A 16,340-nucleotide genomic window follows, 5' to 3' on the forward strand; every position below is an offset into this window, starting at 1 on the left:
TTAGGTCACCGCGCCGACCTGCCACGGCACGAATTCGTTGTCGCCGTAGTCGTAAATTTCGCTGACGGTTTTGTCGCCGGAAGCCACGGCCAGAATATGTTCGAAAATTCGTTTGCCGGATTCTTCGATGGTTTCCGCGCCGGTAACGATCTCACCGCAGTTGATATCCATGTCTTCCTTCATGTGTTCATACATTTCGGAATTGGTGGCAATCTTGATGCAGGGCGATGGCTTGAAACCCGAAACCGAGCCTCGGCCGGTGGTGAAACAGATGACGTTGCAGCCGCCGGCGACCTGGCCGGTGACGGCAACGGGATCGTAGCCGGGCGTATCCATGAAAACGAAACCCTGCTCCGTGACGGTTTCGGCGAATTCATAGACCGCCTTCAGCGGCATCGAGCCGCCCTTGGCGACTGCACCCAGTGATTTCTCCAGAATGGTGGTCAAGCCACCGAGCTTGTTGCCATGGGAGGGGTTGTTGTTCAGCTCGTCGCCATTGCGGGCGGTATAATCCCGCCACCAGTCGATACGCTGCAACAGCTTTTCTGCAACCGCCGGGGTGATGGCACGTTTTGTCAGCAGGTGCTCGGCGCCGTAAATCTCAGGTGTTTCGGAAAGAACCGTCGTGCCGCCATTGCGGACGATGAGGTCAGATGCATACCCCAGGGCCGGGTTGGCGGAGATACCGGAGTAGCCATCCGAACCGCCGCATTCCAGCGCCACTTTCAGCTTTGAAAGCGGTTGTTCGGTGCGGCGGGCTGAATTGACCATCGGCAGCATGGCCTTGATTTCGGCAATCGCCGCATCGATTGTCTTGCGCGTGCCGCCATGCTGCTGGATGGTCATGGTGCGCAGTCGCTCGCCCTCTTCCATCTTGTAATGTTCGAGGATGGGGGCGATCTGGTTTGTTTCGCAGCCGAGGCCGATCAGCAGAATGCCGCCGAAATTGGGATGGCGGGCATAACCCTGAATGGTGCGGATCAGAAGGCGATAGCCTTCCGATTTGGTATTCAGCGCGCAGCCGCCACCGTGGGTCAGTGCGACGACGCCGTCGACATTGTCGAAACCGTCAAGTCCGCCCTGCTTGTTGAAGTAGTCGGCGATATAACGCGACACCGTGGCGGAACAGTTTACCGATGCGATGACGCCGATATAGTTGCGTGTGCCCACACCGCCGAGACCACGATCATAACCCAGGAAGGTGCGGCGCTCGGTTTCCGGCACCATGCCCTTTTCTTCGATATCGACACTGAACTGATGTGCATGTTCGGAAGGCACCATCGCGAGATTGTGCAAATGCACGTGCCGGCCCGGTTCGATATCCTGCGTGGCGATACCGATCACCTGGCCGTATTTCAGCACCTCGTCCCCGGATTTAATGTATTTCAGGGCCACTTTATGCCCTCGTCCGATCAGTTCGCGAGCCGTCAGATCGCCCCTGCCCGTCGCACCACCGGCCGGAATGGACCGGCGCGCCACCGCAACATTGTCGTTGGCGTTCAGCAAAATGGTTGCCTCGGAATTCTCACTCACGGGTTTTCCTCCTCCCGGTATATTGCCTGCTATGTTTTTAACTCAGCTTTCGACCCAGCGCCGTTTGGAGCCTTCCAGATGGGTATGAATGGCGGCCTGCGCCAATAGCGGATCTTTGAGCTCCAGAGCTGCCAGAATGGCTTCGTGCTCCTGAAGCGCATGGGTCCAGGTATCCCGATCCTCGAATTTGACCCGCAGCTGGGCTGAAATGGGGCTGTGTCTTTCGTCGAAAAGACTTGCCACCAGCCGTGCGAGGACGCTGTTGCCGGATTGTTCGGCAATGGTGACGTGAAACAGCCGATCCTGATCCAGGGGTTTGCGTCCCGCCTCGATTTCCTTCTGCATGGTATTCAGGATCTGGCGAAGGTTTGCGATCGTCTCGTCGGTCATGCGGCTTGCCGCCAGCACGATGGTTGCGCCTTCCAGCGCAGCGCGTGCTTGCATCAACTCAGAGGGGCTGTCGCCCAGCGATTTGGTATAATGGGTTGTCTGGAGAGCCTCCGTCGAGACATAGACACCGGAACCCATGCGAATTTCGACAGTGTTGTCGATTTCAAGCGCAATCAGCGCTTCTCGCAACGAAGGTCTCGATACGCCGAGTTTCTGCGCCAGTTCCCGTTCGGCCGGAAGTCGTGTTCCAGGCAAAAATTCACCGAGATCGATGAGTTCACGGATCTGGTCCGCTATCTGCTGATAGAGCCGGCGTGGTTCCGCTATTTTGGCCTGACCATTCATGTGTTTTTCGATGAGCCCTGTCTTCAATCTCTATTTGGCCTTACCGTAACGCCAAGAGTATCAATACGCAAGAAATTACTTAAATATAAGAATTTACAGCATTATATCTGTTTTCTATAGGTTGAGATTCCATCTCCATTAAAACCCCGTTTCAAATTTTGGCCTAATTGGCTTGACCATTCTAAAAAACCGGCCTAACCATTTGGCCTGTTCAATGCACCCCGGGGAGTGGGGAGCACGGGTGGGAGGTTTCCAGATGTCGCAGGGCGCATCGACAATTCGGGGCGATTTTTCGCCTGAGGAGACGGGCGCGGAGCGTTCGGCCCTCCTGCGTCTTGAAAACATCAGCAAGGAATTTCCGGGCGTCAAGGCGCTGTCGAATGTGCATTTCGATCTGCGCAGCGGCGAAGTGCACGCTGTGTGCGGCGAGAATGGCGCTGGAAAATCGACACTGATGAAAATCATCAGCGGCGTCTACCAGCCGAGCGACGGCACGATCCTGCACAAGGGCGTGAAGGTGCAATACGCATCGCCGCTGGAGTCCGAAGCGGCGGGCATCGCTATTATCCATCAGGAACTCAATCTCGTTCCGCACCTCTCCGTCGCCGAAAACATCTATCTCGCCCGCGAGCCGCGGCGTGGTTTTCTCGTGGATCGTAAAAAGCTGCGCCTCGATGCGAAACGCTGTCTCGACAGGCTGGGAGTCGATATTGACCCTGACCAGATCGTGCGTGGCCTCTCGGTCGCCCAATGTCAGATGGTGGAGATAGCCAAGGCGCTTTCTCTTGATGCTGAAGTGCTCATCATGGACGAGCCGACCTCCTCGCTGACCGAGCAGGAAACACGGCTGCTGTTCAAGGTCATTCGTGATCTCAAGGCATCCGGTGTCGGCATCGTCTATATTTCTCATCGTCTCGATGAAATGGCCGAGATCGTTGATCGCGTGACGGTCCTGCGCGACGGTCGTTATATCTCTACCGACGATTTTGCGTCGATCACCGTCGACGATATCGTCACGCGCATGGTCGGGCGCTCGCTGGAAGACAAGTTTCCGGAGCGCACATCGAAGCCGACGGAAGACATTATTTTCTCTGCCGAGGGACTGACGCGCGCGGGCGTGTTTCAGGATGTCTCTTTCTCGCTGCGGCGTGGCGAAATTCTCGGCTTTGCCGGGCTGATGGGGGCCGGACGCACCGAGGTGGCGCGTGCAATCTTCGGAGCCGATGCCCTCGATAGCGGAAAAATCATCTTTGAGAGCCGCGAGCTTTCCATCCGCTCACCGCAGGACGCCATCAGGGAAGGTATTGCCTATCTGTCGGAAGACAGAAAGAGCGATGGTCTGGCCATCAAGATGTCCGTTGCCGCAAATACCACTCTTGCCAATATCGGTGAAGTTTCCAACCGTTTCGGGCTGATTGATTTCAAGAAACACGACGATGTCGCCAGACGTTACGTCGATCTCCTGAATATTCGCACACCTTCCATCCAGCAGACGGTGCGGCTGCTATCAGGTGGCAATCAGCAGAAAATCATCATCGGCAAATGGCTGTTCCGGCAGTCGCGTGTGCTGTTCTTCGATGAGCCGACGCGCGGCATCGATGTCGGCGCGAAATTCGCGATCTACAAGATCATGGACGAACTGGCTGCGAAGGGCATCGGTGTTGTTCTCATCAGTTCGGAGCTGCCGGAAATTCTCGGGCTGACGGATCGCATCGCCGTTTTCCACCAGGGCCGGATCACGGGCGTGCTTGAGACCGCCAAGACCAATCAGGAAGAAATCATGCGGTATGCGTCCGGTTACGGCCGGGCCGCGCAGTGAGGAACGACATGGCCAATATTGCAGAACCCAAGAAGAGCTTCGCTTTCAGCGACCGCCAGAAGGACATCATCCAGAAATTTGCGGCGCTTGGCAGCCTCGTTGCGCTTGTCGCGGTTTTTTCCGCAACCAGCAGCGCTTTCTTCACCGTCAATAATGGCATGACGATCGCATTGCAGGTTACGTCCATCGCGCTGCTCGGTATCGGTGCAACCTGCGTCATCATCACCGGCGGTATCGATCTTTCCGTCGGTTCGGTGCTTGCGCTTGCCGGCGTCGTTGCCGCCCTTGCGGTGAAAGAACTTGGCATGCCGGTGCCGGTCGGCATGTTTCTCGGTATTCTGACGGGGTCTCTCTGCGGCTTCATCAACGGCCTGCTTGTGACGCGCTTCAAGCTGCCGCCTTTCATCGCCACACTCGGCATGATGCTGATTGCCCGCGGTGTAGCTTTGCAGATCACCGGTGCTCGCGCCGTATCGGGTCTCGGCGAATCCTTCGGCGAACTCGGCAATGGCGCGCTCTTCCGCATCGTCAACATCGGTGATGACGGCTTTCCGAATGTGGTGTTTCCGGGCATCCCCTACCCCGTCATCCTGATGGTGGTGATTGCGCTTGCGGTTTCCTTCATGCTCAACCGCTCGATCCTCGGCCGTCATATCTATGCCGTCGGTTCCAACGCGGATGCGGCGCGGCTGTCTGGCGTGAATGTCGCCCGCGTTACCAACTTCACCTACATCCTGTCCGGAACACTGGCTGGACTGACGGGCTGCGTGCTGATGTCACGCCTCGTCACCGCCCAGCCGAATGAAGGCGTGATGTATGAGCTGGATGCGATTGCCAGCGCCGTCATTGGCGGCACGTCCCTGATCGGCGGTGTGGGCACCATTTCCGGTACGGCCATCGGCGCCTTCGTCATCGGCATCCTGCGCAACGGTCTCAATATGAACGGCGTCTCCGCCTTCACGCAACAGATCATCATCGGCCTCGTCATTCTGGTCACCGTCTGGATCGACCAGTTGCGCAACCGCCGCTGATCAAGGGCCTGCGGACCCTTTCCGCAAAAAAGATCGGCAAGGGGAGGCCCGGTATGCCGACATCACGGAGGAAGAAATGAACAAACTTGCGACCGCCCTTCTGACATCCGCAATCGCGCTGTGGAGCGTTTCCACCGTGCAGGCCGGCGAAATCGCCGTCATCGTCAAGACCGTCAATTCCACTTTCTGGCAGAACGTGCAGAAGGGCGCCGATGCGGCGATGAAGAACTCTGCCGGCAACACCATGACCTTCCAGGGTCCGGCTGCCGAATCTGCGATCGCCGACCAGGTCAACATGGTTGAAAACGCCATCAACCGTAAGGTCGCGGGCATTGTTCTTGCCCCTTCCGATCCGGATGCGCTGGTGCCGGCCGTCAAGAAGGCCTGGGAAGCCCGTATTCCCGTCGTTCTGATCGACTCGCAGCTGGCCAGCGGCTCGGAGCAGTATTACCAGTCGTTCCTCGCGACCGACAACAAGAAAGCCGGCGAACTCGCAGCGCAGGCGCTGATCGACAAGGTGGGCAAGGAAGGCAAGATCGCCGTCATGTCTTACGTCGCCGGTGCTGGTTCGGAAATCGGCCGCGTTGGCGGTTTCACGGATTACATCCAGATGAATTCCAACCTGAAGATCGTCGGTCCTTTCTATTCGCAGTCGCAGATGGCGACCGCGCTGAACCAGACCACCGACGTTCTGGCCGCCAATTCCGATCTGAAGGGTATCTTCGGCGCCAATGAGCCGACGGCAATCGGCGTTGGCCGCGCGCTCGCCCAGACCGGCAAGGCCGGCAAGGTGGTTGGCATCGGCTTCGACGGCAATCAGGACCTTCAGGGCTTCGTCAAGGATGGCACGCTGGCCGGCATCGTTGTTCAGGGTTCCTACCAGATGGGTGAGAAGGGCGTGGAAACCATCACCAAGCTCATCAACAAGGAAAAGGTTGAGAAGTTCGTCGACACGGGCGTCGTTGTTGTCACCAAGGACAATGTCGACAAGCCGGAAGCCAAGAACGTTCTTTATTGATGCATGACGGCGCGCCGCTCTACGGCGGCGCGCCTTTTCAAATAAAACCCGGAAAGTCCCTGCGATGAAAGTCTCCGATACACGCAAATTGCCGCGCCGCGCCGTTGACGTCACGGTCATGGGCCTCGGCTGCGCCCAGATGGGCAATCTCTACCGCGTCACGCCCTATGAGGAGTCCAAAGGTGCGTTCGACACGGCATGGGAAAGTGGAATGCGTTATTTCGATACCGCGCCCTTTTACGGTTATACGCGGTCAGAGCGTCGTCTCGGCACCATGGTAACGGAGCATGAGCGGAACGATTATACGCTCAGCACCAAGGTCGGCCGGGTGATGGTTCCGGATGAAACCGTCGGCGCGGAAGAGGACGCCTATATTGCGCCCCTGCCGTTCCGCCCGACCTATGATTATTCCTATGACGGTATCCTGCGTTCCTTCGAAGCCAGCCAGCAGCGGCTCGGTGTTCTGAAGCCCGATATTCTTTATGTGCATGATATCGGCTCCTTCACCCACGGCGAAAAGCACCAGCATTACTGGGAGCAGCTGACCACTGGTGGCGGCTTCCGGGCGCTTGGCAAACTGCGTGAGGAGGGCTCGACCGGTGCTGTCGGCCTCGGCGTCAACGAATGGCAGATCGTCAGCGATGCCATGGATGTCTTCGATATCGACGTTGCCATGCTTGCCGGCCGTTATACGCTCCTGGAACAGCAGAGCCTTGCCTTCATGAACCGCTGCGCTGAAGGCGGCGTCGGCATCGTTGTCGCCGGTGCCTTTAATTCGGGCATTCTGGCTGGTAACCGCAAGTTCAACTACGCCGATGCGCCTGCCGATATCCTCACGCGCGTTGATGCGCTGCAGGGCGTGTGCGAGGAGCTGGGCGTGTCGTTGCAGGCGGCCGCGCTGCAATTTCCGCTCGCCCATCCGGCTTCGGTCACGGTCGTGTCAGGCGCGCGCAACGCGCAGCAGCTTGCTTCCAATATTGAATGGTTCGAACAGCCTATCCCGGATGAGTTCTGGTCCGAGCTGCACAGGCGCGGCCTGATTGCCGAAGGTTCGCCCGTGCCCGGCGGAAAGGCCTGAAGGCCATGCTCATCGACGCCCACCAGCATTTCTGGCTGATGAAGGACCGTGCCGGGCAATGGCCGCCGCCGTCACTTGCCGCCATCTACCGGGATTTTCTTCCGGCCGATCTCTCGCCTTTGCTGGCTGCGGCCGGGGTTTCGGGCACGGTGCTGGTGCAGACAATGGAGACTGCCGCCGATACGGATTTCATGCTGGAGCTGGCGGAAAAGACCGATTTCATCAAGGGCGTGGTCGGCTGGGTGGACATGAAGTCCCTCGATGCGGCGACGGAAATTGCCCGCCGGGCAAAACATCCGGCCTTCAAGGGCGTGCGCCCCATGCTGCAGGGCATTGAGGATGTGGCCTGGATCGATGATCCTGCGCTGGATGCCGCGGTGGATGCGCTGGTGAAGCATGGGCTGGTATTCGATGCGCTGGTTCTGCCGCCCAATCTGCCGCATCTCCTGTCATTTGCCCGCCGCCATCCGCAATTGCCTGTTGTCATCGATCATGGCGCAAAACCGTTGATCGCCACCGGCCATTACAGCGGCTGGCGGAGCGACATGGCGGCTTTGGCGGCTCTTGCCAACGTCCATTGCAAGCTGTCCGGTCTGCTGACCGAGCGTGGCGAGCAGCGGCCGGAAGCGGTGCGACCTTATGCCGAAACCATTCTGGAACTGTTTGGCGCAAACCGCGTGATCTTCGGCAGCGACTGGCCGGTGTTGCGACTGGCCGGTGATTACCAGGCCTGGCTGGATTTCTGCCGTGATATCGTGCCGGCAGAGGACCATGCGGCAGTTTTTGGCGGCAACGCCATCCGTTTTTATTCCCTTTCTGACAGGTGATGCATGCTGGCGATTTTCTGTGACACTCCCGGTCAACTTACCGCCAAGGATCTGCCGAAGCCTCGTCGTGGTGAAGGTGAAGTGCTGGTGCGCATTCGCCGCATCGGTGTCTGCGGGACTGATCTGCATATCTTCACCGGCAACCAGCCTTATCTTTCCTACCCGCGCATCATGGGCCACGAGCTTTCTGGCACGGTGGAAGAAGCGCCTGATGGCAGTCCTCTTTCGGTTGGCGACGTCGTCACCGTCATTCCCTATATCTCCTGCGGAAAATGCAGTGCCTGCCTGAAAGGCAAGAGCAATTGCTGCAGGAACATTGGCGTGCTCGGCGTTCATCGCGATGGCGGCATGGTCGAATATCTGAGTGTGCCGCAGCAATTCGTGCTGAAGGCGGAGGGGCTGAGCCTCGATCAGGCAGCTATGACCGAATTTCTGGCGATCGGCGCGCATGCCGTGCACCGTGGCGCGGTCGAGAAAGGGCAGAAGGTCCTGATCGTCGGCGCCGGCCCGATCGGCATGGCGGTTGCGGTTTTTGCGGTTCTCGATGGTGGCGAGGTGACCATGATCGACGGGCGCACCGACCGGCTGGATTTCTGCAAGCAGCATCTCGGCGTCGCCCATACGGTAACGCTCGGTGAGGGTGATAAGGACCGCCTTTCCGATATTACCAGCGGTGATTTCTTCGATGCGGTTTTTGATGCGACGGGCAATCCGAAAGCCATGGAGCGCGGGTTTTCCTTCGTCGGGCATGGCGGCTCCTATGTGCTGGTATCCATCGTCGCCAGCGATATCAGCTTCAATGATCCGGAGTTTCACAAACGCGAGACGACGCTGCTCGGCAGCCGCAATGCGACGCCTGAGGATTTCGAGCGGGTGTTGCAGGCGCTGCGGGAAGGCAAGGTGCCGGAAGCACTGATTACCCACCGTATGACGCTTGCCGACGTGCCTTCCAAATTCGCCGGTCTGACCGATCCGAAAGCCGGAGTCATCAAGGGCATGGTGGAGGTCGCATGACAGCTGACACCCCCATTCTGCAATTTGGCACAAGCCGCTTTCTTCTGGCGCATGCGGATCTGTTCGTTTCACAGGCGCTGGATAAAGGCGAGGCTCTTGGACATATCGCTATTGTCCAGACGACCGGCAATGCGGAAAGCCTGAAGCGTGTTGCCGCACTGAATAGCAACGCCCCCTACCCTGTGCGCATTCGTGGTATCCGCGATGGGCAGGAAGTGGACGAGGAAATTCCGGGCAAGGCTGTCGTACGTGCGCTGACCGCCGCAACCGACTGGGCCGAAGTGCGGCGTCTCGCCTGCGTGGCCGAGGTCATTTTGTCCAATACGGGTGATCGCGGTTATGAGCTGGATTCCGCTGACGGGCCTGGCCTTGCGGCCGATTTCACGGTGGTGCCGAAAAGCTTTCCTGCCAAGCTCTGCATGTTGCTGCTGGAGCGTTTTCAGCGCAATCCGGAAGCGCCTTTGTCGATCTTCCCCTGCGAGCTTGTGCCGCGCAATGGCGAAAGGCTGCAGCAAGTCATTCGCCAGCTTGCAGACGAGTGGCAGCTGCCGGCGGGTTTTGCCTTTTATCTCAACGAGAAATGCCGTTTCGCCAATAGTCTGGTCGATCGCATCGTCTCCGAGCCGATCGATCCTGTTGGTGCGGTGGCGGAACCCTATGCGCTTTGGGCAATCGAGAGGCAGGAAGGGCTCGTTCTGCCATGCACGCACCCTGCGATCGTGCTGACGGATAATCTCGACCATTACGAAAAGCTGAAGCTTTTTCTGCTCAATCTCGGTCACTCCTATCTGGCCGAGCGCTGGATGCAGGATGCCCGCGCGAAGGATGAGACCGTTCGTCAGGCGATGGGCGACGACGCTCTCGTTACGGATCTGGAAACGCTGTGGCGGGATGAGGTTCTGCCGGTCTTTGCTGCCGAAGGCATGGGAGATGAGGCTGCGGTTTATATCGGCGTGCTGCGCGAACGTTTGCGCAATCCTTTTCTCGCGCATCGGCTGGCAGATATCGCCGGTAATCACGATGAAAAGAAGCGCCGCCGATTCATCCCGATCATCGCTGCTGCAGAACGGCTGGGATTGAACCTGCCGCAACGCGGGCTGCGTGCGGCACTCGCCACCATAAAGCAATAACGGAGTTTTTCATGCAGCGGATGGGCATGGTCATAGGCGTCAAACCTGAGATGATCGCGGAATATAAAAGGCTGCACGCTGCCGTCTGGCCGGAAGTTCTGGCGCTCATCAGCGACAGCAACATTCGCAACTATACGATCTTCCTGCGCGAACCGGAAAATCTGCTGTTCGGTTATTGGGAATATCACGGCACGGATTTCAGTGCCGATATGGCGAAGATAGCCGCAAGCCCCAAGAACCAGGAATGGTGGTCTTTTACCATTCCCTGCCAGCAACCGCTCGAAAGCCGCAAGCAAGACGAGTGGTGGGCGATGATGGAAGAAACCTTTCACCACGATTGAACGATTTCCTTTGACACTGACCGCGAGTAACCGGCCATGACCAAAATTACAGATCTGCGTGTTTTCGACCTGCGTTTTCCGACCTCCCAGAGCCTTGACGGTTCGGATGCGATGAACCCCGACCCGGATTATTCGGCGGCTTATGTCATTCTCGATACCGATGAGCCGGGCCTTAAGGGCCACGGGCTGACCTTCACCATCGGTCGCGGCAATGACATTTGCTGCATGGCCATCGAAGCGATGCGGCATCTGGTGGTCGGCACCGATCTCGCCACCGTCACCGAGAACCCCGGCAAATATTGGCGGCATCTGACGAGCGACAGCCAGCTGCGCTGGATCGGCCCGGACAAGGGGGCGATGCATCTCGCCACCGGTGCCGTCGTCAATGCGGTCTGGGACCTGCTGGCGAAGAAGGCGGGCAAGCCGGTGTGGCAGCTTGTTGCCGATATGAGCGCTGAAGAAATCGCCGATATCGTCGATTATCGTTATCTGACCGATGTGCTGACCCGTGACGATGCGCTTGCGATCCTCAAAAAGGCCGAAAGCGGCAAGAAGGAGCGTATTGAGACGCTGAAGAACGAGGGTTATGCCTGCTACACGACGTCAGCCGGATGGCTCGGTTATGACGACGCCAAGCTGCGCCGTCTTTGCCAGGAAGCCATCGATGCCGGTTTCAACCATGTGAAGATGAAGGTTGGCCGTGATCTGGAAGATGACATTCGCCGTCTCACCATTGCCCGTGAGGTGATTGGCCCCGACCGTTACCTGATGATCGATGCCAATCAGGTGTGGGAAGTCGATCAGGCAATCGAGTGGGTGAATAAGCTCGCCTTTTCCAAGCCCTTCTTCATCGAAGAACCGACCAGCCCGGATGATGTCGCCGGCCATCGCAAGATTCGCGCAGCCATCGGTTCCGTGAAGGTGGCGACGGGCGAAATGTGCCAGAACCGCATCATGTTCAAGCAGTTCATCGCCGAAGGCGCGATCGACGTGGTGCAGATCGACAGCTGCCGTATGGGTGGCCTCAACGAAGTGCTGGCGGTGCTGCTGATTGCCGCCAAATACAATCTGCCGGTCTGGCCGCATGCCGGTGGCGTCGGCCTTTGCGAATATGTGCAGCACCTGTCGATGATCGACTATCTGGTGGTTTCAGGCACCAAGGAAGGCCGCGTCATCGAGTATGTGGATCACCTGCACGAGCATTTCATCGAGCCTTGCGATATCCACAACGCCGCTTACATGCCGCCGAAACTGCCGGGCTTCTCCATCGAAATGAAGCCTGAGTCGATTGAGACCTACACTTTCGAGGCATGATTGAAAGAGAGCAGCGCTGCTTCCAGGCGCTGCCACTCCGCTTCGCTGCCGGGGAGGCCGAAACGAATATCGCTCAGCCTTTCATCGAAGACGCGGACCAGAATGCCGCGCTGGCCAAGATGCTCGTATAGTGCTGCGGCGTGCTTGTCCCGGACCAGCGTGAAGAGGGACGTGCCGCCGGCGATTTCCAGCCCCGCTTTTTTCAGTAGGTCATTCATGCGTCGGGCTTCTTTCGCGAGCTGGAGGCGCATGAATGATTGCCATTCCTCGTCTGCCAAAGCTTCGGTCGCAATATGCAGTGCCGGGCCGGAAACTGCCCAGGGTCCGAGCCTCGCATCCAGTGCGGCGGTGGTAGTGGGATGCGCAATCGCGAAACCGAGCCGCACGCCTGCCATGCCATAAAATTTGCCGAAGGATCGCAGCACAATCAGCGCATCGTGATCCGCAGCATTTGCGAGGCTTTCCGCCCCTGCTGCTTCGACAAAGGCTTCATCCACGACGAGCAGGCCGCCTTTACCGCGCATCGAATCGGCCAAAGACAGCAAAGCGTCTCGATCCGTGATGCGGCCATCGGGATTGTTGGGATTGACCACCACCGCGTAATCGTGAGCCGACAGGTCACCAAGATTTTCAACTTCGGTCACAGTCAGTCCGGCCATGCGCGCGGTGCGGGCGTGTTCCGCATAAGCGGGAGAAAGCACGGCCCCGCTTTTTGCCCCACGGGAAAGCGCGATTTGAGCCAGCAACGGCATCAGCATCTGGGTGCCAGGTGAAAGCGTGATATGCGAGGCGGACGGCGCGCCAAAATGGGCTGCTGCCAGTTGCTTCAACTCTTCGGCGGCACCAGGTTCCGGCAGGCGGGCAAATGCGCTGGCGGGAACGGGCGAATGCGGATAGGAGTGCGGATTGATCCCGGTCGAAAGGTCGATCCAAGGTTCAGGCGCTTCAGGGAACATCAGCCGCGCCTTGCCGAGATTGCCGCCGTGACGGATCGCTCCTTGAGCCTTTTCTGGTACTGTTTCGCCCATGTTCTTTGCTCTCGCTTTCCTGTCGCTCGTGATCGAACGCCTGACCGGTTATCCGGACTGGTTGTTCAACCGTATCGGCCACCCCGTCACCTGGATCGGTTCGCTTATCGCGCTGCTGGACAAAAAATGGAACCGGGAGAGCGCGTCATTTTCGCAGCGTAAGGCTGCAGGCGTGGCGGCACTGGCTGTTTTTGTCGGTCTCACTGTCATTCTTGCATGGTCTGTGCAATCGTTTCTGCTTCTCCTGCCTTTCGGCCTGTTGGCTGTTGCAATCCTCGGCGCTTCGCTTCCGGCTCAGAAAAGTCTGGAGCAGCATGTGGAAGCTGTCGCCACCGCTCTGGAGCGCGAAGGGGTGGAAGGTGGCCGCAAGGCGGTATCGATGATAGTCGGTCGTGATCCGCAAAAGCTGGATGAGGCGGCGATCTGCCGGGCGGCGATTGAAAGTCTGGCCGAGAATTTTTCCGATGGCATCGTCGCCCCCGCCCTGTGGCTCGGCCTGTTGGGCCTGCCGGGCGGTGCGGCTTATAAGGCGATCAATACGACTGACAGCATGATCGGCCATCGTTCGCCGCGCCATGAAGCCTTTGGTTGGGCCTCGGCCCGGCTGGACGATCTGGTCAATCTGCCCGCCTCAAGATTAAGCGGCGGTCTTTTCGTCATTGCCGCGTTTTTCGTAAAAGGCGCTTCTCCGCGAGGGGCAATCGCCGCAATCCGTCGCGATGCGCGACACCACCGTTCTCCAAATGCCGGCTGGCCGGAGGCGGCGCTGGCCGGTGCTCTTGGCTTTGCGTTGGCCGGCCCGCGCTCCTATGGCGGGCAGATGATCGAGGCGCGTTTCATGGGCGAAGGCGGAAGAGCGACGCTGGTTGCCGGCGATATTCGCACGGCGCTTCGGTTGGCGAGAATCGCCGACGGGTTGCTGATCGGCCTGTTCGCGCTTCTGGCAATTCTCATCTCGCTATAGCAAGCAGCCTGTCGAGATCGAGATGCTGCTCCATATGCGTGGCAAGACGGTCGAGGACGGCCTCCACCTGCGCATCATAATTCAGTTCCGAACGTTGCCCGCCAAGCCGACTCAGCCAGGCGCTGCGCTGGTGATCATCCGCGAAAAGACCGTGAATATAGGTGCCGAAGACGCGGCCGTCAGGCGAAATGGCGCCATCGGCATGTCCTTCGATCATCGAAAACGGTGGGCTATCCGTAGTACTCTTCGTTTCGCCAACATGCATTTCATAGCCGGATAAATCAATTCCGTCGAAACTCCTGCCACGCACGGAAACCAGCCGCTTGTCGCCGGTCAAAACCGTATCGACATCCAGCAGGCCAAGCCCTGATACCGTTGCCGGCGGCCCTTCTATGCCGTCAGGATCGGCAACGGTTCTGCCGAGCATCTGGTATCCGCCGCAGAGGCCGAGAACATAACCGCCGCGCCGGGCATGGGCCTTGATATCGATATCGAGGCCCGCGCTTTTCAGCACGGCAAGATCGGCGATGGTGGATTTCGAACCACAAAGCAGCACCAGCCGGCAATCGGGGGGAATTGTCTCGCCCGGCCGTATGCGGATCAGTTCCACATGCGGTTCCATGTCGAGGGGATCGAGATCGTCGAAATTGGAGATATGCGGCAGGATTGGCACCGCGATGCGGATTTTTGCGCCCGGTTTCTGCTGGGCAGGGCCGGAAAGACCGAGCGCATCTTCCGCTGGTAGTTTTGTGGCATCGGAAAAATGCGGCAGGAGCCCGATGGAGGCCCAGCCGGTTTTTTCGGCAATCATCCGCATGCCGTCGGAAAACAATGTGGGATCGCCGCGAAAGCGGTTGACGATGAAGCCCGCTATCATTGCCGCGTCATCGCTTTCGAGTACGGCTTTGGTACCGACGAGGCTGGCGATGACGCCGCCACGGTCGATATCACCGATCAGGATGACGGGAGCGTCGGCTGCGCGGGCGAAACCCATATTGGCGATATCATTGGCGCGCAGGTTGATTTCAGACGCGCTGCCCGCCCCCTCCACCAGCACCAGATCGGCCTGTTGTTTCAGGTGCTCAAAGCTTTCCAGCACACGCGGCATCAGCCCGGCCTTCATGTGCTGATAATCCGCAGCTTTGGCATTGCCGAAGATCTTGCCCTGCACCACCACCTGTGCGCCGGTCTCGCTCTGGGGTTTCAGGAGTACCGGGTTCATGTGAACGGAGAGTGGTACACCCGCCGCCCGCGCCTGCAGCGCCTGGGCACGGCCGATCTCGCCGCCATCGGCGGTTACCGCCGCGTTGTTAGACATGTTCTGCGGTTTGAACGGCATCACCGACAGGCCGCGCCGGGTGAATGCCCGGGCAAGGCCGGCCACCATCAGCGATTTGCCGACGTCCGAGCCGGTTCCCTGAAACATCAGCACCCGTGCGGTCATGTCAGAATTCTATCCCGGCCTGCGCCTTCACGCCCGCCTTGAAGTGGTGTTTCACCAGGGTCATATCCGTCACCATGTCGGCAGCGTCGATCAGCGGTTGCTTGGCATTGCGGCCGGTGACGATGACATGCAGATAGGGCCTGCGACTGGACAGGGTTTCAACGACCTCTTCCAGCGGCAGGTAGTCGTAACGTAGCGCGATGTTCAGTTCGTCGAGGATCAGGAGGCCGATGGTTTCGTCGGCCATCAGGACCTTGGCTTCTTCCCAGGCCTTTGTGGCTGCGGCAACATCGCGTTTCAGATCCTGCGTGTCCCACGTGAAACCCTCGCCCATGGTGCGCCAGACAACCTTGTCGCCGAAAAGCGTCAGAGCCTGTTGTTCGCCCGTCGACCATGCGCCCTTGATGAACTGCACGACGCCGACCCGCCGCCCGGTGCCGAGCATGCGCAAAGCAAGGCCGAAGGCCGCCGTGGACTTGCCTTTGCCCGGGCCGGTATTGATCATCAGCAGACCTTTTTCGATGGTCTTTGCCGCAACTTCGGCATCCTGAACCGTCTTGCGGTTGACCATTTTCTGCCGGTGGCGTTCGGCTTCGTTATCGCTGATGTCGCGCGTCATCGCGTTTTCCTTCTCATCCTGCGGTGCGGGACCGATGCCCCTGCCATTCGGAGCGGCGACTATACCCAATTTGCCGCACCCGGCAATGCGTGAGGGGCAGGCCACGGCATTGACCCTCCCCCTCGTTCAGCCTAATGGTAGCGGACTGACGGTCTTTTCCCGGCAACGGGAAAAGCTAAGAGGGAACACGGTTCCACCCGGACAATGGGTCATTCCGTGGCTGCCCCCGCAACTGTAAGCGGTAAGCCTGCACCGTAAAGCCACTGGACCCTTGAAGATGGGTTCGGGAAGGCGGTGTCCGGGTGTTTTGAAGCCGCAAGCCAGGAGACCTGCCGTTTCAGAAAAACGTCTGTCGGGCGGGGTGCTCCGGTCAGTCGGTCAGATCGAATATTGGGTTTGCGCATCTGCGCATGCCGTTTTCGATGTCAGCACCCCGACGATTTTT

The 16,340-nt window shown here is 58.8% G+C and carries 15 protein-coding genes and 1 riboswitch; of the genes, 10 read left to right on the forward strand and 5 right to left on the reverse strand.

Features of this window, described 5'->3' with window-relative positions; all coding sequences use genetic code 11:
- Positions 1–1,533: a UxaA family hydrolase gene (locus EXN68_RS17835; protein WP_142842145.1), complete on the reverse strand. Its 1,533-nt coding sequence runs from the start codon at positions 1,531–1,533 to the stop codon at positions 1–3.
- A gap of 42 nt (positions 1,534–1,575) precedes the next feature.
- Entirely contained in the window at positions 1,576–2,268 is a 693-nt protein-coding gene (locus EXN68_RS17840; protein WP_142842146.1) for a FadR/GntR family transcriptional regulator, read from the reverse strand.
- A gap of 256 nt (positions 2,269–2,524) precedes the next feature.
- On the opposite strand from EXN68_RS17840, the gene EXN68_RS17845 reads away from it, so the two are divergent.
- The 9 genes from EXN68_RS17845 (at position 2,525) to EXN68_RS17885 (ending at position 11,840) form a co-directional block, all read left to right on the forward strand.
- A complete protein-coding gene (locus EXN68_RS17845; RefSeq protein ID WP_142842147.1) occupies positions 2,525–4,087 on the forward strand; it encodes a sugar ABC transporter ATP-binding protein in 1,563 nt (520 codons plus the stop codon).
- Between the two features lie 8 nt (positions 4,088–4,095).
- Positions 4,096–5,118, forward strand: a complete 1,023-nt coding sequence (locus tag EXN68_RS17850; protein ID WP_142842148.1) for an ABC transporter permease — start codon at positions 4,096–4,098, stop codon at positions 5,116–5,118.
- A gap of 76 nt (positions 5,119–5,194) precedes the next feature.
- Positions 5,195–6,136 carry an ABC transporter substrate-binding protein gene (locus EXN68_RS17855; protein WP_046799686.1) on the forward strand — a complete coding sequence of 314 codons (942 nt, stop codon included), beginning with the start codon at positions 5,195–5,197 and terminating at the stop codon, positions 6,134–6,136.
- A gap of 64 nt (positions 6,137–6,200) precedes the next feature.
- The gene (locus EXN68_RS17860) at positions 6,201–7,214 is read left to right on the forward strand and encodes an aldo/keto reductase (protein ID WP_142842149.1); all 1,014 of its coding nucleotides are present in this window, start codon (positions 6,201–6,203) and stop codon (positions 7,212–7,214) included.
- A gap of 5 nt (positions 7,215–7,219) precedes the next feature.
- Entirely contained in the window at positions 7,220–8,041 is an 822-nt protein-coding gene (locus tag EXN68_RS17865) for an amidohydrolase family protein (RefSeq protein ID WP_142842150.1), read from the forward strand.
- Positions 8,042–8,044: 3 nt separating this feature from the next.
- Complete coding sequence (locus tag EXN68_RS17870; protein WP_142842151.1) at positions 8,045–9,055, forward strand: zinc-binding alcohol dehydrogenase family protein; 1,011 nt, start codon at positions 8,045–8,047, stop codon at positions 9,053–9,055.
- A complete protein-coding gene (locus tag EXN68_RS17875) occupies positions 9,052–10,185 on the forward strand; it encodes a mannitol dehydrogenase family protein (RefSeq protein WP_142842152.1) in 1,134 nt (377 codons plus the stop codon). Before EXN68_RS17870 ends, EXN68_RS17875 begins: the two co-directional genes overlap by 4 nt.
- An 11-nt stretch (positions 10,186–10,196) precedes the next feature.
- Positions 10,197–10,526, forward strand: a complete 330-nt coding sequence (locus tag EXN68_RS17880; RefSeq protein WP_142842153.1) for an L-rhamnose mutarotase — start codon at positions 10,197–10,199, stop codon at positions 10,524–10,526.
- 36 nt (positions 10,527–10,562) lie between these two features.
- Positions 10,563–11,840: an L-fuconate dehydratase gene (locus EXN68_RS17885; protein WP_142842154.1), complete on the forward strand. Its 1,278-nt coding sequence runs from the start codon at positions 10,563–10,565 to the stop codon at positions 11,838–11,840.
- On the opposite strand, the gene cobD is transcribed toward EXN68_RS17885, so the two are convergent.
- Positions 11,822–12,868, reverse strand: a complete 1,047-nt coding sequence (cobD, locus tag EXN68_RS17890; protein ID WP_142842155.1) for a threonine-phosphate decarboxylase CobD — start codon at positions 12,866–12,868, stop codon at positions 11,822–11,824. The two genes, EXN68_RS17885 and cobD, sit on opposite strands and share 19 nt — an antisense overlap.
- On the opposite strand from cobD, the gene cbiB reads away from it, so the two are divergent.
- Entirely contained in the window at positions 12,867–13,832 is a 966-nt protein-coding gene (gene cbiB / locus EXN68_RS17895) for an adenosylcobinamide-phosphate synthase CbiB (RefSeq protein ID WP_142842156.1), read from the forward strand. The genes cobD and cbiB overlap by 2 nt on opposite strands.
- Here cbiB and EXN68_RS17900 read toward each other — a convergent pair.
- Both EXN68_RS17900 and cobO read right to left on the reverse strand, forming a co-directional pair.
- Entirely contained in the window at positions 13,819–15,276 is a 1,458-nt protein-coding gene (locus EXN68_RS17900; RefSeq protein WP_142842157.1) for a cobyric acid synthase, read from the reverse strand. The genes cbiB and EXN68_RS17900 overlap by 14 nt on opposite strands.
- A 1-nt stretch (position 15,277) precedes the next feature.
- On the reverse strand, positions 15,278–15,895 hold the full coding sequence (gene cobO, locus EXN68_RS17905; RefSeq protein WP_142842371.1) for a cob(I)yrinic acid a,c-diamide adenosyltransferase: 618 nt from the start codon (positions 15,893–15,895) through the stop codon (positions 15,278–15,280).
- A 132-nt stretch (positions 15,896–16,027) separates the two neighbouring features.
- A riboswitch (cobalamin riboswitch) is annotated at positions 16,028–16,246 on the forward strand.
- Positions 16,247–16,340 lie beyond the last annotated feature (94 nt).

Origin of the sequence: Martinezella rhizogenes (genome assembly GCF_007002745.1) — a bacterium.
Lineage (GTDB): Bacteria > Pseudomonadota > Alphaproteobacteria > Rhizobiales > Rhizobiaceae > Agrobacterium > Agrobacterium cucumeris.